The sequence below is a fragment of the Enterococcus sp. HY326 genome (assembly GCF_026157065.1).
GTDB lineage: Bacteria > Bacillota > Bacilli > Lactobacillales > Enterococcaceae > HY326.
In genome coordinates, this window is record NZ_JANLGQ010000007.1 from 80461 (window position 1) to 99953 (window position 19493).

Consider the following 19493-nt stretch of genomic DNA (forward strand, 5'->3'; position numbering starts at 1 on the left):
ATTCTATTGTTGCTAAGTTACTTAGGCAGTAGTATCTACATAATCCCCAATAGTCCACGTCACAACTGCATTATAAACACCTTCACGTACAGGTGATCCTGGTAAACGGTGTAAGGTTACAGAATCATAGACCGGATTTGGATTAGTCTCCGGATCAGCTACCGGTAGTTCACCGAAGGTAAGCTCAAATGTACCAAATCCTAGTTTGATATCACTTTCATCCCCAGCCCAATTTACCATTAGGGCTTGTTCGCCAGCTCCTACTTTCGTGGAAGCTGCTGTTGGCACAGCATTAGTTGGAATATTATTTACATATTCCGCATAAGAGGTAGTTAAGCGGGCATTTTTATACTCAATCTCTGCTCCTGTTAATACTGCCGTTCCATTTGCAAATTGATCTGTAATTTGTGCTGTGACTGCAAAATTATTGACAGGTACGTCTGTTCGAACATCTTGGAAACGAACAAAGTGCGGCATAGAAATTGGTTCCCCACTTTCAGTTTCCACAGTATTATATACTGTTGCATCATAAGCAGTTTCTGTTTCCAATGCTTCGTGCACTTGGAAATCTAAATCAGTTACAGAAATAATCCGACGTTTTGACAAATCCTCATTTTGAGTTGGTTCGGAAATTTCTGGGCCGCTAGTATCGTCTGGTGGGCGATTGGTTGGATTCGTCGTTTGTGATCCAGCTGTAAATTCTACTTTTCCCTTTCCTGGCATAGATGTTTCAGCATTCGTTTGTGCAGATAAGACTGCACCGACTGCAACAGTTGCTAATAGTGCTGCTCCAGCAATTTTGTGTGATCGTTTCATTACATTTCCTCCTAATTTTTCCCTTTTTTATTATGGCAACTCGGATAAAATCCAAGTTAGCTCCGTTTGATAAGTCTTGCCAGCAACCTTTTCTGCTCGTCCAGGTACTGACAATTGTATGGCACTGTTTTGATACAACGGTTTACCCAATGTTTCATGTACTACTGGGGCTCCGTCTGCATCCATAATTGGGGCCAAATTATTTGTGGAATTCCCAAAGGAAATACTCCACGTTCCAGCCCCTTGTGTTGGACTGGCTGTCGCAATTGTTTGCGTCTCTCCAACCGTCATCCGAATGACATCCTGAAATATAGTCGGTTCTTGCGAACGGTCAGTTACCGTAGAATTAGGCCATGAGGCTCCAAATGAAAGCTCAGCACCATCTAAAGTCTCGCCGTCGCTAGTTTTGAATTGTTCCTCCTGACAAACGCTCAGCGTCCATCCGCTACCCGTTCCACGCACATCTGTCACTTGAACAAACTGCGCCCGTGCACTTGTATCGCCGATAAAATTAACGGCTTGAGGACTATAAGTTTCATCTATGGCCAGTATCTGTTGCACTCGAAATTGTAATGTCGGAACGTAATCTAGCCTTAAGGGTCCTGTATTTTCTAGCATACCATCCTCTGGGATAACGATTGTTTCAGGGCTTTCTGGATCATGAATTGCTTGTGGTCCTTCTGTAAACGTGATTTCCCCACCACCTGTTTGACTAGCAGCCAAAGTGTTTAGTGGCATTGCTATCAATAAAATACTAGTTGCAAGAATCCATCTCATTTTCATGGCTGGTTCTCTCCCTTCTTTCGTCGTTTCCAAAGAATAAAGAAGAAACCAATAATAAGCAATCCTACTCCAGCTATCACTAGACTTCGAGTCACCAACTCATTCGTTTGTGGCAACTTTCCATCTCCGGTATTTGGCAGTTGTGTACTACTACTCATCACGGTAGACGAAGAACTTGACATAGAATCAATAGTGGACGAGGTAGTCGTGGTGATTTCCTCAAAAGTAATTGTCCCTTTTGAAGTGACCCGTTGAGATTGTTCAACCTGCCCCATATTACTTGCAGCAAAAACTGGAGCGGTCAGTGAGATTCCCATCAAAAAAAATGAGAAAATAGCAACAAGGAATTGTAGCTTGAGGACTCGATTCTTACCTTGCATTTTTCAACATCCTTTCTACGGTGTATCACTTAATGTCCACGTGATTTCTGCCTGATACTCTCCAAGTTGACGAACTATTCCGGCGGGAACTTTTAATTTGAATCCCGCTGATTCGCCTCCCAGCCATTCACTACTTATGTTATAAGTTGTTTCATCATCGGCAATATTACCTGAAGCAATCAATTGATCTTCAGTATCCAAAGGCTCATCACGACCGGAATTATCTTGGCGATAATAATAAATCGCATCTGGAAGAGTTTTGCTTGAATCAAGATCTGAAGTTAGTACCTGAGTTAATTTTGCTTGTAAGTACCAGGTTGATTTTGTGCTTCGGGTATCAGATATAATCAAGTCATCTTCACTCCAAGTTGGATCCTCAATCACCGCTCCTCGAGTTATATCTCTGACTCCAAAATCGATTACGGTAGGCGCAGATTGTAAAGTTAGTATACCTTCTACTGTGATATTAACAGTGATATCTATTGTTCTTTCCCCTATACCGCCATCATAAGAGGTAGTATAAGTAATCGGAACTGGCTCCAAACCAGCAGATTTAATTTGATTCAGATACTCTGCATCTAATTCCGCTGTCCCATTAACAGTGTTATCTGCATAAATCACCTGTGCATTTGTTTTTGCATCCAAGGTTGGCTGAGTGATACTATCGGCTTCTACAGGTGTCAGTTTTGCATCATTAGCATAGATTGCAAAGTCCTTTTCGGTTGAAATTTTTGCCGTGTCTGGAACGATTACGATATTCCAAGTTCCTTCAGCTTCATTGGCCGGATTAGTTTCATGATCTTGAACATGATATTTCACAGGGATTTTCTTTGAATAACTGCCTTCTAGACCAGCTTGTAAAGAAGCTAAGTCTGCTTGACTGAGGCTAGTTGTCAAAAATGGTCGTCCAAAAACTGACTGAGCGGTCCTTACTAAACTATCATTGGTTAAATTTTTGGCTTCGCTTTCCGATACAATGACATTCTTTCCTTCTAACGTCATTTCATTTGAAAAGACGATATCAATGGTATAACTATATTCATTGGCGTCTGAGCCCGTATTAGCTCCCATAGTCCAATCCACAGACTTCCAACGCATAATATTGGCATCAGGATCGAGTTCCCGATCAGCGTCTAAATCCATTTGCTCTGGAATAGTTTCGTCATAGCTCGGATTGGTGACCTTTGTTGAATCAATGGTTCCTTTTCGTATCCAAGAACCCGTCGGATCATCAGGATTAAAAGTTAAAGTTGGGTAAATAGGATTTTCATCTAAAATAGGAATCACTAACCGTCCCTTCGTTGTACCATTTTCAATACCAGAAAGCTGGGTAGCATAAGCAGTCATAGGTGGCTCCAATGTTGTTTTCGCTTCTGTTACATCGTGACTGATTAACCCAGTACCTGCACTAAGCCGATTGTCCAAATCTTCTGGGTCATAATCTCCACTTACTGTAAAATCAATAATTGACCCAGGTATCATAATCCCCCATTGCCGATGATTCGCTGCTGAATTTAAGTTTTTGCCAGTTGTTGTATCTGAGTCTCCAACAAAAGTTTTTCCGGTATTATCCTCAATTCCCATGAAATTTAATGGTGTAAGTGCATTAGACATATTTTCATTCACAGGATTTGAAGAAAATGTCAAAACTTGATAAGCTTTGGATATACCAAAATAATCACCGAAAGAATCCATTTGACTTACTCCACCAACTTGTTTGTGCCAAGTTAATCGAGCAGTCTCGTCATTCATAGTTAGCGAAGATAGATTGATTTTTCCGTTGCCAGGTGGGGAATAGACCGAAGCTTCCCCATTAATTGTCATTCTCCCCAAGGAAAGAATCCCCGTATCATTGTTCACGCCAAAGCCTGCTCCATCACTAATCGTCACATCACCAAAATCATCATAATCAGTGTAATGATTGGTTGCGCTCGCATTACGACCATTTTTAATACCACCATTCCCGGCTAAAGCTTTAAAGCCGTTTTCTACAGCTAGGCTGGTAAAGTTCACTAGCCCCGTAGCTCCGAAAGTAATATTTTTTTGATCAGCAGGTATATCTGTTGGTTTAACTGCATAGCCAGTAAAGGGATTCTCTGCAAGCTCTGTACCCAACTTAACATCAATATGTTTAGCTTCAGCTGAAGCATTTTCATAAATCCAGTTCGTTACATTATCTGAAGTGTTGTTACCAGTTCCAGATAAAGCTCCGATTGTCCCTGCTCGCAAAACGTTAATATCTACATTTCTTAATAGTGTGCGACCACCGCTAATATTGGAGTAAGATGTTGCATAAAGACTACCAATTGTAGAATCGGGAGCATCAATATTCATTGTAATATGTCCAGAAGCGGTTCTGGCTGAATCTCCTGCATCACCATAGATGACAGCACCATTTAAGACATTTGATCCAGGATCTGTATAAATATTTAAGGTGATAGTATTGTCAAAAGATGAACCTACATATGTTGTACCATTTGTATTTTGTCCACCCGTAATATTTACCCCACTAGGAAGCTGAAATCCGGAGGTTCCTCTTAAGTCCAAGGTTAAAGAAACATTCCCTGTAATTCTTCCAAGATTAGTTGGACCGCCAGAAAAGCCGCGCGTTCCATGACTAGGATATCCAGAAAAATTACCACCGGTTACATAAACATCTGAATTACCATTGATTGTGTGCCGAGCGGCGGAGCCATATGTTCCACCAATTGCACAATTAATAATCCCACCAGTACAATAGGCTATGGCATTTCCAAAAATTTGATCATCGTTCCAACCGCCACCGGAAAAGAAGAAGTTGACTTCTCCGTTGTGCATTTCTGCTAAGGTATCTCCCCAAATTCTATCTGTATAATAGCCGCCACCTTCTAAAGTATCTATTAAGCCACCATATACTTTATTACTAGTATTCCCATCAATTGTTCCGTAATAACCACCGCCATATGTCCAACGAGCCAAGACATTGTTTTGAATCAATCCAGTATTTCCACTTACATAACTGGTATAGGTTCCTGACGCGGCTCTAGAAGTACCTCCAAAAATATCCCAACCGTTTCTCCTATACGTTCTATTAGTAGTGCTATTAGTAGCGGTACTTGGCCCCACCTTATAAGCTAAATCATCACCTACGTTAGAAAAACCACTCGTACTGGTACAATAGTTGTAACCGCCAGCTCGTGAATCATCACTATTTAAAATACCTATTGTGAGGAAAGCATCTCCTTCATAGTATCCTTTGACACCTGTAGCATGGGCATAACCTTCTTCACCACCAGATGAAAAAGCCCCGCCCAAAATATGACTATCAATATTACCAATTGTAATAACCGTTAATGCATTTCCAGATGAATTTTTTGCTGCATTGAAGGCATAGCTTTTTCTACCAACAGAATCGTCAATGCCAAACGAGTTAATTCCTCCATCCGTAATACCTAAACGCACACTGTCATCTCCAGCAGAACCATTAAATCCGTCAATTGCGCCTGTTGTTGTTGTCTTGCCAGCACGGACTGTATTAATTATATTTGCATAAATAAACCCTCTAGTCTTATTTCCTCCACTCCACGGAAAATTACCATTAGTGAATAAACTAGAATCAAAAATAGTTTTGATATAATTCTGATTGCCTTCAGTCCCAACATTGCCAGTATCAGATCCACCATAAAAGCTGGATGTAAGAGCACCTTGACCAGCAACAAGAGTCTCAACATTACCAGCTACGATTCCAGAATTAGAAGCACCATAAAAATTAGTGACCGTTGGACGATTTGCAGAGTCTACTGCTCGCAATTTTGTATAGGCACTTCCAGTCACCCAACCAGAGTTTACACCACCATATATATTTGTGATGGTATTCCTACCGCCATATATTGATAAATTGGTGTTTCCATTAATGACACCGGATGATTCATTTCCACCAGAGACAGTGGTTATTGAAGCGCTAAAACTATTAATAACTAAATTAGTATTTCCGTTAAAGTTACCGCTTCTTGTCCCTCCGTATAGGTTCCAAACACCAGTCCCCGTTGAATTAATGGTCACTGAAGCTCCTAGTTTTGCATTGGCATCGCCGTCATATGCTCCACCGTATACCGTAGTAGCTCTTGTCCCCCAACTCCCACCACCCAAAGTGAGTGAATTTCCATTCGCAGCTAGAAAAGGCGTACGATAACGAATATTTCGGAATTCGATATTCGTACCGAAATTTAAACCGTTAGCAGCAGTAGTACTAAAATTCAACAAAGCATTTCCAGTAGGAGCACTGGTGGCTGGCGTATTGTCAACCGGATCACTTGCAGAACCAGTTATAGTGAGACTTTTTGCTCTATTACTCAAGGAATAAAAACTGACGTCAGAAGAATTTGTAGCAGTTTCATTTTTATTCCCAATTGACGAATAGGCAGCTGTTCCCAAATTAAGAGTACTATTACCAGTAATTGCGATAACATAATCTTCTCCAGGTTGATTATCTTGATAGATATCAAACATAGCCGCTCTAAAATTATCTGGTGAAATACCCCGTGCAGAGAGTTGCGTGAAATTACTGCCATCAAACCGATACACTATGATATTATTAGAAGCTGGCCCTACATTACTGATTGATGGAATTCTTTCAGCAATCGTCGTCCCATAATTTTGTTCCCAAATATCTGTCGTGCCTTCTGTTCCTTGAGCTTCATAAACAGCTTCAAAAGTTGCTTCATCTCCATGATAAAAAGCGGTTCTAAGTATTTCATGTGGTTCATAAATTTCATTAACAATCAAGTCATACGGATCAGTTTCCGGATTTTGACCTCTTGTCAATTGATGTTTGACTGCCGTTTCAGCTGCCAAATGCAAAGCCGTCAGTTTCCAACCAACAAAACTATAAGCATCATTATCTTTAAACATTGGCATTTTTGTTGTTTCTATGGCCTCTCTGTCAGTTGTAACTTCTATTAACATGCTATTATCTTCAAAAATATAATCGCTGCTCGTCTTAAACGTAATTTTCGCAACAGAATCACCATCCGCTGCATTTGTTTCATCTGCCTCCTGAAACACACTAGCAATTCCTAGAGCACCAAAGACAAAGATGATTGCAAAAAAACCAACCATTATTCTTTTAAATTTCATTATTATCCCCCCATACACTTCTTTCTGATGTTTCTGCACAGTCAGTATCACATTCAAATTCGTGCTCGCAGCAATTACCTATACAAGCTAAATCTTCATACTCTATGAGTCTATGAAATACATCCATTGATTTTTGGCATGTCTGACTGCTCAGAAGTGAAGGATGTATCGCCTCCTTCTGAAAAATATTTTAGACATTTGCAACATTAAGTATTAAGTGACTCTAACCAACTCACTCTTTAAAAATCTTATTTATACTATTTACCATCCCCTCTTCTTTCACTTACAACACTGCTAATTTTTGGATAGTCCTATCATCTTTATGCATTTCAATACTCTCGTACAATGATGAGTGCAGTGCGTAGCCCTTTTTCCAATGAGTCTTAATTAAAGAACTATCAATACCTGTCGACTGCATCTTTCTCTTAACGCGTCCGACAATCTGTGACAGTTGAGCCAATGTTGAATTATTTGGGTCTTTTTCCCAGATTAATTTACTCAAATCCATCCGAGAAATAAACTCACCTTTTTTTCTGTAAAGGATATTGAAGAAAACTTTCTCTTTACCTGATAAATTAGAAACTAATGCAGTTAATGATTGAATCGGAATATGATCAGAAAACTCAGTTGAAGATATTTGTGAATACTTTAAAGTAAACCCCTCATCTCTTATAGAGTTAGCTAAAACTTCTCGAACTTTGGACAAACTCATTGATGACGACAAAGTGAATACCTTAACTTGACTCACCGATGGAATAGCTTGTTCTTTCTCAGAGACATCACTAGTAATTCGATAGATGATTAGTCCTTTCCTTTTTTTTTATAAAAGAGCTAATCTGAGCAACTTCTTCATCGGTAATACTTTCACTAAGCACAACTATCTTAAAGAGCGAAAAAAAACTTGTATCTCCAGCTATCAAAATCCTATCTACAAGCATACTGGAACAAAATACTTCATATCCTAAATTTTCAAATTTTGTCTCCCAATCATTATCCAAGTGGAAGTTCTTGGTTAATAAAAGAATTTGTCTCATTTTCACACCTACTAAATTCATTGTTTGACTACACGAAATAATTACTTACATTCATCAATTTCTAAAATTCGAAAAAAGAGACTGAAAATTTGTGTTGATTTTCTTGACGAACGTCTCTTGTAACCCTAAAATATCAAAGGGCCAACCTATCATTATAAGTTTTCTCATAACTACGTATTAAGCGAAAAGGCAAACCATGCCTTGGTAACCCTGAGTTTTTGATATTGTGACGGCGAAAGTGACGGCCAAAAAAATTGTAAACCAACTTTTGTCAGGCCTAATTTAGTTTGTCTAGCTTAACTGTTTAACAATAGTTTTATTAAAATAAAAAATTTAGTTTTTCTATTTCTTTCTTTTTTTGATTCAGTGTAGAGTCACTGTAAGTATCTAAAGTCAACTTAATCGATTGATGTCCCAACAAGCGACTTAATGTAGCAATATCCATTCCTTGTTCCAAACACCTTGTAGCAAAGGTATGCCGCAACGCATGAAAATGAATATCTGAGAACTTACTATTTGCAATAATTTTTTTAAACCGATAGTTGATTACTCTCGGCTCTGTCATGCCATATCTAGCAGAAACCAGATATGGCGATGTGCTAACCTCTTTCATGTCTAGTAAATATGTACAAAGAATTTTTGGAATAATAACGGTGCGCTGCGAAGAGTCTGTTTTGGGTGAGCTGACAATCACCTTCGTCTTTCTTGAGTTGATATTTTGACACATGATTCGGCTGACCGTTCTATTTACTTTGATTGTCTGCTGCTCAAAATCAACATCTGCCCAAGTTAAACCACAGATTTCACCAATCCGGAGTCCTGAATATAAAGATACTAAAATCGGTAATCCATAATCGCTTTGCCGAGCTAAATCTTCTAACTCTTGTTGTTGCTTCAATGTCAACGCATGAACGTTATGACGTTTTTCCTTAGGTAGCTGAATGTGTTGGATGGGATTTTTAGTCAAATATTCTTGGCGTAAAGCCGCAGAGACTGATTGCTTCAAAAAACTTAACACTAAACGGATACTGCTATTTTGCAATTGTTGTTGCAGCAAGACGTCAACAAACTCTTGAACTGTTTCGTCAGTAATTTCCGAAAATGATTTGTCCTTAAAAAAAGGTTCAATATGAATAGAGACTAAGCGAAAATAAGTTGAATATGTTGACTCTTTTACCTTTCCTTCAATACTTGGTAAATAATGTTTAAATAACCAAGCAATATACTCACCATCATTTTTTTCTGAAGAAATTTCAGGTTTTTCTTTTTGTAAACTTTTTATATGAGCGAGCTTTTCCTTCACTTCTTGGTATTTTTTTCCATATACATAACCGTAGACAATCTTTTTTTTGCTAGTGCGCCTTTTAATAAAGCGCCCTTCCCAGCGACCATCTTTTCTTTTGTAAATATTTTCACCTTTGCGCATGACTTTGCATCCTCTCAATGACTAAAATTTTGACGGCTAAAAAAAAAATCTGATAATATTTGGGCAATAGTACTCATTTTCCCGATAAAATACTCTAAAAAAAGAAATTTTATTTAGATACAAACCAACAGCTATCACTTGAGCTATTTATCAACGTAATCAACACTTTACAAAGAAGTTTATGAAATCATTTTTTATGAAAAAACATCATTTTTTGTCTAAAAAATTTAATATAATTATATTTTGGGTTGACAATTGACATGAATGTTTATAGACTAAATTACATAGAGATAATAATCTTAATCGCTTAATACGTAGTTATCGGAAAACTAATTTGTCATCAAAAAGAGCATGAACCCAACGTTTTAAAGGGTTTCATGCTCTTTTCTATTTTCTTTAAATAGCCAAATAATTAAGAAATATTCTTAAATAAAGAGATTAATTTAGCAAAAAAATTTCTCCTACTCTTAAATTGGATTAAAAAAGATTATCAATTTTTAAAATTTCTTTTTTTCGTTGTTCCATCAGAGAATCGCTATATATATCCAGGGTTAACTTGGTTGATTGGTGCCCCATAATTCGACTTAAGGTAACAATATCCATGTTATTTTCAATACAACGAGTTGCAAAGGTATGGCGAAGCATATGGAAATGTATTTCCGAAAATTCTGTATTGCTAATTAACTTTTTGAAGCGATATCCAACAACACGAGGCTCAGCCAGACCATCTCTTACAGAGACTACATAACTAGAGTAACTGTTTTTTTTTACTTTCTTCAAGTAATCACTTAATGTTTTAGAAAGCGGAACTAAGCGATTGGAAAAATCTGTCTTTGGAGGAGAAATCACAACCTCAGTTCGTTTATTTCCACCTGTTTTGCTTAAAACACGATTAACTGTCTTATTGACACGAATTAGCGACAGCTCAAAATCAATATCTTCCCATGTTAATCCGCAGATTTCACCAATCCTTAGTCCTGAATATAGCGAAATCATGATGGGCAAACCATCATGACTTAACTTGGCTAGCTTTTCTAGTTCTTTTTGCTGGTGAAGTTCCAAAGCAATAATTTTTTCGCTTTTTTGTTTAGGAAATTGTAGCCGCTGAATGGGATTTATCGTTAACAATTTTTGATGTACTGCTTCTGAAATCGATTGTTTAACTAAGCTCAAAATTAAACGAATGCTATTAGATTTTAACCCCTTTTCGCACAAATAAGATATAAATTCTTGAAGAAGCTCTTCAGTTAGTTCTTCAAAGGTAATTTGATTAAAAAAAGTTAGGATGTTTTTTTTATACAAGCGATAATATGTAGTGTAGGTAGAGGCTTTAATCCGTTTTTCTAAAATCGGAAAAAACACTTTTTCCAACCAAATGCAATATAGTGTGGGTTTTGAAGAGTTTTTGATCAAAATAATATTCGTTTGTGATCGGATGATATTCAAGCGATCTTTTACTTCAGTGTACTGTCTACCATAGATATAACCGTACACAATCTTCCCCTCGTGAGTTCGATTTTTAATATAACGCCCTTCCCAACGCCCATCTTTTCGTTTATATATATTTTCTCCTCTGCGCATAAAAATTACTTACCTCCTATTACATGGCTCCTGTTTATTTATTAATTAGTAAAATTCCATATTATTCATAACTTCTACCTTTATATTTTATTCATATAACAGTATTTTTCCTTATCATTTTTTGTCAATCTACATGCCAATTTATAATTAGAAGTTTGATTTCATCTTGAACTTTACTCTTTACAATAATCTGAAAAGTCCTTTATAATTGTTTTGCGTTATTTCAAGGAGGAAAACATGGATATTCTAAGTACTCTAGATACAAACTCTCAAGGCTTATTAAAGCTTTTAAAATTCTTCGAGGTAGTGGATGGACAAGCATTAAAAAAAGATATTTGTGATGCTCTCAACATCTCTCCAAAAAAACTTCGTTATCAAATAGAAAATATGCAAAAAAATTACCAAGAAGACCTAATTTGTGATAATTTGATGCATGAGGTGAGGATTACGTATCGGGAAAATTCCTCTTATCTTGTAATCAAAAACCGAACTTTTCAACAATCGATTCCGCATAAGCTAATGATGGAAATGCTGATGAAGCCCGCATTGACCTATGAGCAGCTAGAACAAACTTTCTTTTTAAGCACCTCTAGTATTAGTCGCTATCTCAGTCGTCTTCGGCTTTTACTTAGCAATTACGGATTAGAGTTAAAAAAGACCAAGATCATTGGCTCTGAACAACAAATCCGTTTCTTTTATCTTCATTACATTGAAGAAGTTTACAGTCTTTCAGCTAAAGTTTTCCAAGAAATACCTGAAGTAGAAAATATGATTGAGAGCCTAATTTTCCATATTGAAAACTATGACAATGTTACCTTAGCTCAATATAACCAACTACGAATCCGTCGTTTGCTTTATATTTTTTATTATCGTTCATTTTTTTGCACTAGTAATAAAACATCCAAAAACGACTTTTTCAAAATTAGTTATCCCAAGGATACGCCTTATTTGCGTGATAGTTTCTTACAAAAGGATTCAGCTTTTCCTGAGTCATTATTAGCTGAAACAGAATTTGATATGTTAATGCAATTCTTTTTTGGACTACCTCTCGTATCTTATGAAGGGTGGCTATATAATCGTTTTCTGATTCAACAACGACAACAACAAACAGTCTTCTATCAAGTCTATAAATATTCTAGGAAAATTCTTTCACCTGCCTTCACCACAATTAGTAATGCAATCTTAAAAAAACGATTGGAGCTCATGTTATTTTGCATTAATAATAATGGCCTACTCTTTAATATGGATAAAGACCTTTCGAATCAGATTGTGATAAATGCTGCCAAGTTAAACCCAGATCTTCATGTTGCTGGTGATCGATTTTTGAAGCAAGCTATTCTGAAAATCAATCAATTCGTCACAAATATGGGATTGGCTCCCTTCAATCTGAGTTATTTATTAGATCAATATGGTCTTTTGCTCATTCGTAGCGGCATGTATGAGGAAAACAAAATTCATATCGGTATTTTTTTAGGAAAATATCTTTTTAACGCTCAAACCGGTTTTGAATATCTAGAGACACGATTACAAACTCATCCACTTTTTGCCTTTCATGACTTATTGATCGAGGAGGTCGCTTGTGATTACTTGATTACAAATGATTTGACATATGCTCATGAAAAAAGAGATCTCTTTAAAGATTGTAAAATTATCAACTTTTTCAATCCAATAGCTGATTCAGAAGAGCTTTCGATGTGGCTTTTCGAAAAAAATATCGAGCATAACAATAAAAAATACGAATAACATACTAATGGAATGGACAAAAAAACCGATAGAATTGATAAATGCTTTAGATTGAGTTTCTCAAGCAAATTATCAATTTCTTCGGTTTTATTTTAAATCAGGACTATTTATCTGTTAGGCCATTAAATGGACCGCTAAGGACTACTTTTCCAAGCATATGTCCAGATTCAACATCCTTAGTGGCTAATTTTAGATTCTTAGCATTGATTCCATCAGAATATACTTTACTCAGTGTAGACTGGATACTCCCTTTGTCCGCTAGATTAGCAACTAAGGCTAAGGCTTCTCCTTGTGTTTCAATTAGGTAATCATAATCTGTTTTGGCAAACATGTACTCCCAATCAAAACTCACGGAAAGATTCTTCCAATCGTTTAAATCCAAGGGCTTTGTAACTCCTACGATAGTTCCAACATGTCCAAATGGTTTAATGAGATGTTTAATTTGCTCCAAATATAGATTGATATCAAATAAGACAGCCATATATTCGACTTGTTCCACATTTAATTGTCGGAAACTGTGATTTAAATCTTCATGGTAATCAATTGGATGATCGACTCCTAATTTTTTTAACCAATCAAAATTTTTGGGACTAGCTGTAGCATAAATTTCTAATCCAGCCCAGTGAGCTAGTTGGTTGAGAATTGAACCGACTCCTCCAGCACCATTTATAACCAAAATCCGTTTGCCTTTATTGGCATTTTCCTTTGGAATCAACTTAAACTTATCAAACAAAAGCTCATAAGCAGTTAATGCTGTTAAAGGAAGAGCTGCGGCTTCCTCATCTGATAAATTCTCAGGCGCCAAAGCTGCAATTCTTTCATCAACTAATTGAAATTCTTGATTACTGCCAGCTCTAGTAGTAGTGCCGGCATAAAAAACCCGATCTCCTAGTTTAAATTTTTTTACTTCATTACCAAGGGATACTATTTCTCCTACTGCATCAAAGCCTAATATTCGTAAAGCATTTCTTTTTCGAGTCGTTTGCCGTAATTTTGAGTCAATTGGATTCACTGATATCGACTTTACCTTCACTAATATATCTTGAGGCCCTGGTGTCGGAATAACTTCTCGTTCATCAATAAAACTATTCTCATCTTCAAGTGGCAAACCTTCAAAAAAACCGATAACATTCATATATTGTTTCTCTGACATAAATTTTCCCTCCTTAATTCTATTTAAATTATGAATCAAAAACTCTAAAAATGAAAAAATTTGGCTTTTACTTGATAAGTTGGTGGACAGTGGAGAAGGCTTGTCTTTTTTTCTACTATATCTTCTTTGCGATAGACGTAGCCGAATGAACCGATAGTAATCAAACTTTTTTCATATTAAACAGACGAACTTTTTTGAAAACACCCTTAGTCCCATCATAAAATTTGATGACATGGTAATTTTGGTGTGGTGTTATTAATTCTTTATGCCAATTTTCATGCTTATGCATAATTTTACTCCAGCTAATTTGGAAATAATTACTTTACTTTAGCTGGCCCTTTACCAATATAAATTCTAAAAAGACTGTAAGGTTTCTCCCGTAAATCTATTCCTCTGTGAAAGCCAGCTTGTCTTTGTAACTGATTAGCATTGAAATACAGGTACTTATCAGACCCAATAGATAAAGTATCTGGCCATAGGATTCTTGAATCATGAACTACAGTGGACATCGTACCATCAGGATGAATCGCTCTAATGCTGTTATTTTCGTAATCACCAGCATAGACAGTGCCATCTTCAGCGGTAATCATACCATCGGAGGCACCTTTTTCACCCCAATCTTTTACATGCTTTGCTAAATCTTGATCTGCAATCTCAGAATCAAAAATCAAATCAGTCTCAATAGAATACAAATGTCGGCTTGACAATGGGCTAAAATATAATATTTTTCCACCAGGAGAAATCGCAATTCCATCAACAGCAACTTGCCAAGGTGAAGTAGAACCATCAGAATCACGATTCATCAAGATTTCCCCTTCAACTTTGGGTAAGAAACTTGGATCTGCTGCTGTCGATATACTGCCATCTAAAATACGGAAAGCATCCCCCGTCGCCAAATCAAGCACTATAATTGCACCTGGACCTTTAATGGAAGAGTCAGTTATATAGGCCACTCCTTCAGCATTCCGACGAAGATCAATCCTAACATCGTTCAGATAGGTTGTTGGCAAAACAACTTCTTCCGAAAAACTGTATACTTTTTTTACAGTATTCGTCGCCAAATCAATTGCAACTAATTTTGCTCCACCTTCAATAGGTACAGAGAAATTAGGCGCAGCTGTATCTAGTACCCATAAAGTGCCGGCACCATCAGCCACAATACTTTGAACACTAAGAAACGCTTTTTGTGGATATTTAGAATTGAACGTATTCAGTTCTTGATTTGGATAGGGAATAACTTGTTCTCCGACAATCTCAGCCACAGTCGCTTTAACTTTATCTCCCCATTCAGGAAAATTAACAAAAATGCGACCATTCTCACTGATACTAACTCCTGTTGGCATTTCATCATAAAATGCGTGAACTTGTTCTAGTTCACCAAAATTTTTTTCAGTTGGTAAAAACATAATTAAACATTTCCTTTCGTAAATCTAATTATTTCACTTCTACTTCAAATTTTAAGACACCTCTTGCTAACACGTGTGTATACATATTGAATCCTAAAAATGCTGGAGTTGAGTCTTGAGGAATAGCAACTTTTTCAATATCTAAAGCCCAGACTGTTAGAAAATAATGATGAACCCCATGTCCCTTTGGAGGTGCGGCACCAATATATTTCTTCGCACGTGCATCATTAGGAAGCTGAATAGCACCTTCTGGAAGTCCACGCCCATTTTCGTTGCCAGCATCTTGACTTAATATAGTGCTAGATGCGGGAATATCCATGACTGCCCAATGCCAAAAACCAGAACCAGTTGGTGCATCAGGGTCATAAAGAGTAACAACAAAGCTTTTCGTATCTAAAGGAGCGCCTTCCCACGAGATAGCAGGAGAAACATCTTGCCCACCTTCTATTCCAAAAATCCCTGACATAAATTTCAAGTCCAAAGTAGCCCCAGTTTGAATATCAGGGCTTGTAACAGTAAAAGATGGAACAAGTGGTAAACCTAAAAACGGATTATTCATAATTTTTTCCTCCAATATTTTTGATGTAAATCAAGAATACTCAGCAATTCAATAGAAGTAAATTAGGGAATTTTTTTATACGTATGGAATATTGGAGCTCTATTATTTTACAAAAAAATGAAATATGACTACAATGAACGACATGATAGTCAGGAGTGAAGTAAATTGACCAGAAAAATATATAATTGCGAAAAAGGCTGCTCGGTTGAATCTACCATGCAAATTATTTCCGGACGCTGGAAAAGTGTCTTGCTTTATCATCTAATGTTTGAAGGAGAACACCGCTATAGTGAACTTCAAAAAACTATTCCTGGAATTACGAGAAGAATGCTTTCACTACAATTGAAGGATTTAGAGCAAGATGGGCTCGTTTATCGGAAAGTCTTGCAGGAAAAACCCTTGATGGTTGCTTATGGTATTACTGATTACGGAAATTCTCTAAAACCGTTAATTGAGATGTTATATCATTGGGGTGAGGATTTTAATAAAAAAAATTCTGGAAGATTAGAGGAAGAGTCTCTGCTGTATTATTAGATATTTCCAAAAAACTTGCTGCAGTACAAATTGGGATGCACTGATATTCATTAAAATAGCTCCTACTGGTCATCGTTTAGATGATTTCAGTTAGGAGTTTTTTCTATAATTTGTGTCTATACGATATCTAATATAAAAAGGAGGAGATGGTTATGATTGACAATCTCCAAGAATTATATGAAATTTTAAACCAGAAAATGAGTCATAGAAAATGGTGGGATACCGATAATCCTTGGGAAATCGCAATCGGAGCTGTACTTGTGCAAAATACTAATTGGAAAAATGTTGACTATTCTTTAGCCAATTTAAAAGCTGAAACCAATCTACAACCTGAATCCATAGTAGCTTTAAACAATGATAGGCTCGAAGAACTTATTCGTCCAAGTGGATTTTATAAAAATAAAAGCAAAACTTTATATGGATTATTCAACTGGCTTAAAGAAGATGACTTTGATTTATCTGTTTATGACCAGCTTGATAAAACTCTACTTAGAGAAAAATTGCTGGCGATTTCGGGAATTGGTCCGGAGACTGCAGATGTATTATTAGTTTATGTTTTCAATCGTCCCATGTTTATTGCCGATCGCTACGCTCAGAGAATCTTTCAAAACCTTGGCTTAAAAGGCACGCTTAATTATTCTAAATTACAGGCAAAGGTTTTACTGCCTCCAAACTTTTCTTATCAACAAGCTCAAAATCTTCATGGCTGGCTGATTGATTATGGACAAGTTCATCTTAAATCTGATGAAGCATGGCAACAAGGTTATTTATCCAATTTCAAGCTTAATATAATAGAGTAGGCTTTAAGATTCTATGCATCTATAGATCCTCAATTTTTTTTAGTCAAGGTATAAATAAATTCCCTAATTTACTCAACCAATTTTTCGGACTATTATGCTCTTGTAAGCTAATTTATTACCTTTACAAGTCCGTAATCCTAATAAACAACTTGCAATAAAATTTTAGGAGCGATTTATTATGAGTAAAAATGGTGCAGATTTAATTGTTGATACACTGATTAAAAACGGTGTTAAACACGTATTTCAGTTACCCGGAGGAAAATTAGGACCACTGTTAATGGCCTTAAAAAAAAGAGAAAAAGAAATCGAAGTAATTACTGTTCGCCATGAACAAAATGCCGGATTTATGGCACAAGGAATTGGACGTTTGACTGATCGTCCAGGTGTTGTGATGACAACTTCTGGTCCTGGTGCCTTAAACCTTGTTACTTCCCTAGCAACAGCAACTTCAGATGGTGATCCAGTTTTAGCAATAGCCGGTCAGGTACCTCAGACTAAATTGCATACTCCTTATCCTCAAAATCCAAATATTGCTGGTGTTATGAATGATGCCACTTTAACCAAATATGCTAAAGAAATTCAAGCAACCGATACCCTAGCTGATGAAGTTGCGAATGCCTATTTCGCTAGCATCGATGGTAATCCTGGAGCAGTCTTCATGGATATTCCTGGCAATATTTTATTAGATCAAACTGAAACAGAAGGCTTAGCATTTTTAAAATTAGCTGATCAACTAGGTAATACTGTTATGGAAAATGAAATTATTTCAGAGGTTGCCGCAAAAATAAAAAAAGCAAATCGACCTATAATACTTATTGGAGCCAGAGCAGATACTAAAGAAGCTGCGACTGCCATCCAAGACTTTGTCACTAAAACTCAAATTCCAGTCGTTGAAACTTTCCAAGCAACTGGACTACTAACTAAAGAATTTGACAAAAACTACATTGGTAGAGTTGGCCTATTTAATAATCTGCCAGGTGATGAGGCGGTTTATAATAGCGACTTAGTAATTACATTGGGCCTTAATTTAGTTGAGTATTGGGCTTCTGCTTGGAATAACGATGACAAAATCATTATCGATTTCGATACTACTATCGACCACTTGGATGAAGCGTTTATACCAGAAACCCTAGTACTTGGTAATATAGCCAAAAATTTACAGAGCCTAACTGAAATCATTGAAACTTCAACAATTTCTGAAGATTGGCAAGGTACTATAGCAATCTTGCAAGAAAAACTAGCAGCTAAAAAGGCAATTCCTGCTAAGACATCCGAAAACTCCCTACACCCGCTTGAAATCGTTAATTCATTACAAAACATTCTTGATGCCAATCCTAATACTACTGTTGTTATGGATGGCGGTAGTCACGAAGTCTGGATGGGGTCTTACTTGAAAGTTTATCAACCAAAGCATTTCCTAATGTCCGACGGTCAGCAAACACTCGGAGTTGGCTTACCATGGGCAATTTCTTCCGCTTTGGTACGTCCCAATGAAAAGATTCTTTCATCTGGTGGTGATGGCAGTTTTATGTTTTCAGCTCAAGAATTAGCCACTGTAGCCCATTATAATTTAAATATTGTGCAATTAATTTGGGTAGATAAAGAGTATAACATGGTAGAATTTCAACAAGAACTAGACTACGATGGACAAGAAGAAGGCGTCGATATTGACTATATCGATTATAAGAAAATGGCTGAGAGTTTTGGAATCAAAGCCGTTCGTGCAACCAATAAACAAGCTCTAGATGCTGCCTTAACTGAAGCATACGCTAGCAACGAACCAATGGTAATCGAAATTTGGGAAGATAATAGCCAAAATATTCACTTAAGAGACAAGGTTGACATGAAAAAAATCTAAAAATATAAATTAGAATTTTTTTCTAACAAGCTTTCTGGAACTCCAATTGCATTTGAAAGTGTAAAAGCTTATGCGAACAAAATTTGTAAGTAGTCTAACGAGATGGTCTCCCTCTTCCTTTTTGGTATCAATCAATTGCCACAAGTAGTGTTGTATCGATTGGGGAACCGCACCAGCCACACCTTTGGTTTTGAGCACAAAAATAGACCAATCACCTGATGAGGTGATTGGTCTTCATGGTTATAATGTGTAAATAATTTTTGTATTCCTACTTCATTTAAGTACCTATTCAAGTATAATAAACT

At 36.7% G+C, this 19493-nt stretch carries 15 protein-coding genes; 4 read left to right on the forward strand and 11 right to left on the reverse strand.

The annotated features are described in order from the left end of the window. Positions 1 to 21: 21 nt before the first annotated feature. From ORH16_RS16260 to ORH16_RS16295, 8 genes are all read right to left on the reverse strand, one after another. Entirely contained in the window at positions 22 to 816 is a 795-nt protein-coding gene (locus ORH16_RS16260; protein WP_265459932.1) for a WxL domain-containing protein, read from the reverse strand. A 30-nt stretch (positions 817 to 846) separates the two neighbouring features. Further along, the gene (locus ORH16_RS16265) at positions 847 to 1599 is read right to left on the reverse strand and encodes a WxL domain-containing protein (protein ID WP_265459933.1); all 753 of its coding nucleotides are present in this window, start codon (positions 1597 to 1599) and stop codon (positions 847 to 849) included. Beyond that, on the reverse strand, positions 1596 to 1979 hold the full coding sequence (locus ORH16_RS16270; RefSeq protein ID WP_265459934.1) for an LPXTG cell wall anchor domain-containing protein: 384 nt from the start codon (positions 1977 to 1979) through the stop codon (positions 1596 to 1598). The genes ORH16_RS16265 and ORH16_RS16270 overlap by 4 nt, the downstream gene beginning before the upstream one ends. Positions 1980 to 1994: 15 nt before the next feature. After that, positions 1995 to 7094 (reverse strand): WxL domain-containing protein, encoded by a 5100-nt coding sequence (locus tag ORH16_RS16275; protein WP_265459936.1) that lies wholly within the window; start codon positions 7092 to 7094, stop codon positions 1995 to 1997. A 283-nt stretch (positions 7095 to 7377) separates the two neighbouring features. Beyond that, positions 7378 to 7842: a winged helix-turn-helix domain-containing protein gene (locus tag ORH16_RS16280; RefSeq protein ID WP_265459937.1), complete on the reverse strand. Its 465-nt coding sequence runs from the start codon at positions 7840 to 7842 to the stop codon at positions 7378 to 7380. Between the two features lie 34 nt (positions 7843 to 7876). Continuing rightward, the gene (locus ORH16_RS16285) at positions 7877 to 8149 is read right to left on the reverse strand and encodes a hypothetical protein (protein ID WP_265459938.1); all 273 of its coding nucleotides are present in this window, start codon (positions 8147 to 8149) and stop codon (positions 7877 to 7879) included. A 298-nt stretch (positions 8150 to 8447) separates the two neighbouring features. Continuing rightward, positions 8448 to 9554, reverse strand: a complete 1107-nt coding sequence (locus ORH16_RS16290) for a tyrosine-type recombinase/integrase (protein WP_265459939.1) — start codon at positions 9552 to 9554, stop codon at positions 8448 to 8450. A gap of 477 nt (positions 9555 to 10031) precedes the next feature. Continuing rightward, positions 10032 to 11135, reverse strand: a complete 1104-nt coding sequence (locus ORH16_RS16295; RefSeq protein ID WP_265459940.1) for a tyrosine-type recombinase/integrase — start codon at positions 11133 to 11135, stop codon at positions 10032 to 10034. Between the two features lie 237 nt (positions 11136 to 11372). Here ORH16_RS16295 and ORH16_RS16300 point away from each other — a divergent pair, with 237 nt between their 5' ends. Further along, positions 11373 to 12878, forward strand: a complete 1506-nt coding sequence (locus ORH16_RS16300) for a helix-turn-helix domain-containing protein (protein ID WP_265459941.1) — start codon at positions 11373 to 11375, stop codon at positions 12876 to 12878. A 103-nt stretch (positions 12879 to 12981) separates the two neighbouring features. On the opposite strand, the gene ORH16_RS16305 is transcribed toward ORH16_RS16300, so the two are convergent. The 3 genes from ORH16_RS16305 to ORH16_RS16315 form a co-directional block, all read right to left on the reverse strand. Continuing rightward, positions 12982 to 14031 carry a zinc-binding alcohol dehydrogenase family protein gene (locus ORH16_RS16305; RefSeq protein WP_265459943.1) on the reverse strand — a complete coding sequence of 350 codons (1050 nt, stop codon included), beginning with the start codon at positions 14029 to 14031 and terminating at the stop codon, positions 12982 to 12984. A 317-nt stretch (positions 14032 to 14348) separates the two neighbouring features. After that, a complete protein-coding gene (locus ORH16_RS16310; RefSeq protein WP_265459945.1) occupies positions 14349 to 15437 on the reverse strand; it encodes an L-dopachrome tautomerase-related protein in 1089 nt (362 codons plus the stop codon). Positions 15438 to 15465: 28 nt separating this feature from the next. Further along, positions 15466 to 15996: a YbhB/YbcL family Raf kinase inhibitor-like protein gene (locus ORH16_RS16315; RefSeq protein WP_265459946.1), complete on the reverse strand. Its 531-nt coding sequence runs from the start codon at positions 15994 to 15996 to the stop codon at positions 15466 to 15468. A gap of 165 nt (positions 15997 to 16161) precedes the next feature. On the opposite strand from ORH16_RS16315, the gene ORH16_RS16320 reads away from it, so the two are divergent. From ORH16_RS16320 to alsS, 3 genes are all read left to right on the forward strand, one after another. After that, positions 16162 to 16530 (forward strand): winged helix-turn-helix transcriptional regulator, encoded by a 369-nt coding sequence (locus tag ORH16_RS16320; protein WP_265459947.1) that lies wholly within the window; start codon positions 16162 to 16164, stop codon positions 16528 to 16530. Positions 16531 to 16682: 152 nt separating this feature from the next. Further along, entirely contained in the window at positions 16683 to 17330 is a 648-nt protein-coding gene (locus ORH16_RS16325; protein WP_265459948.1) for an endonuclease III domain-containing protein, read from the forward strand. 178 nt (positions 17331 to 17508) lie between these two features. After that, positions 17509 to 19188, forward strand: coding sequence for an acetolactate synthase AlsS (alsS, locus tag ORH16_RS16330; protein WP_265459949.1), 1680 nt, complete (start codon positions 17509 to 17511; stop codon positions 19186 to 19188). Positions 19189 to 19493 lie beyond the last annotated feature (305 nt).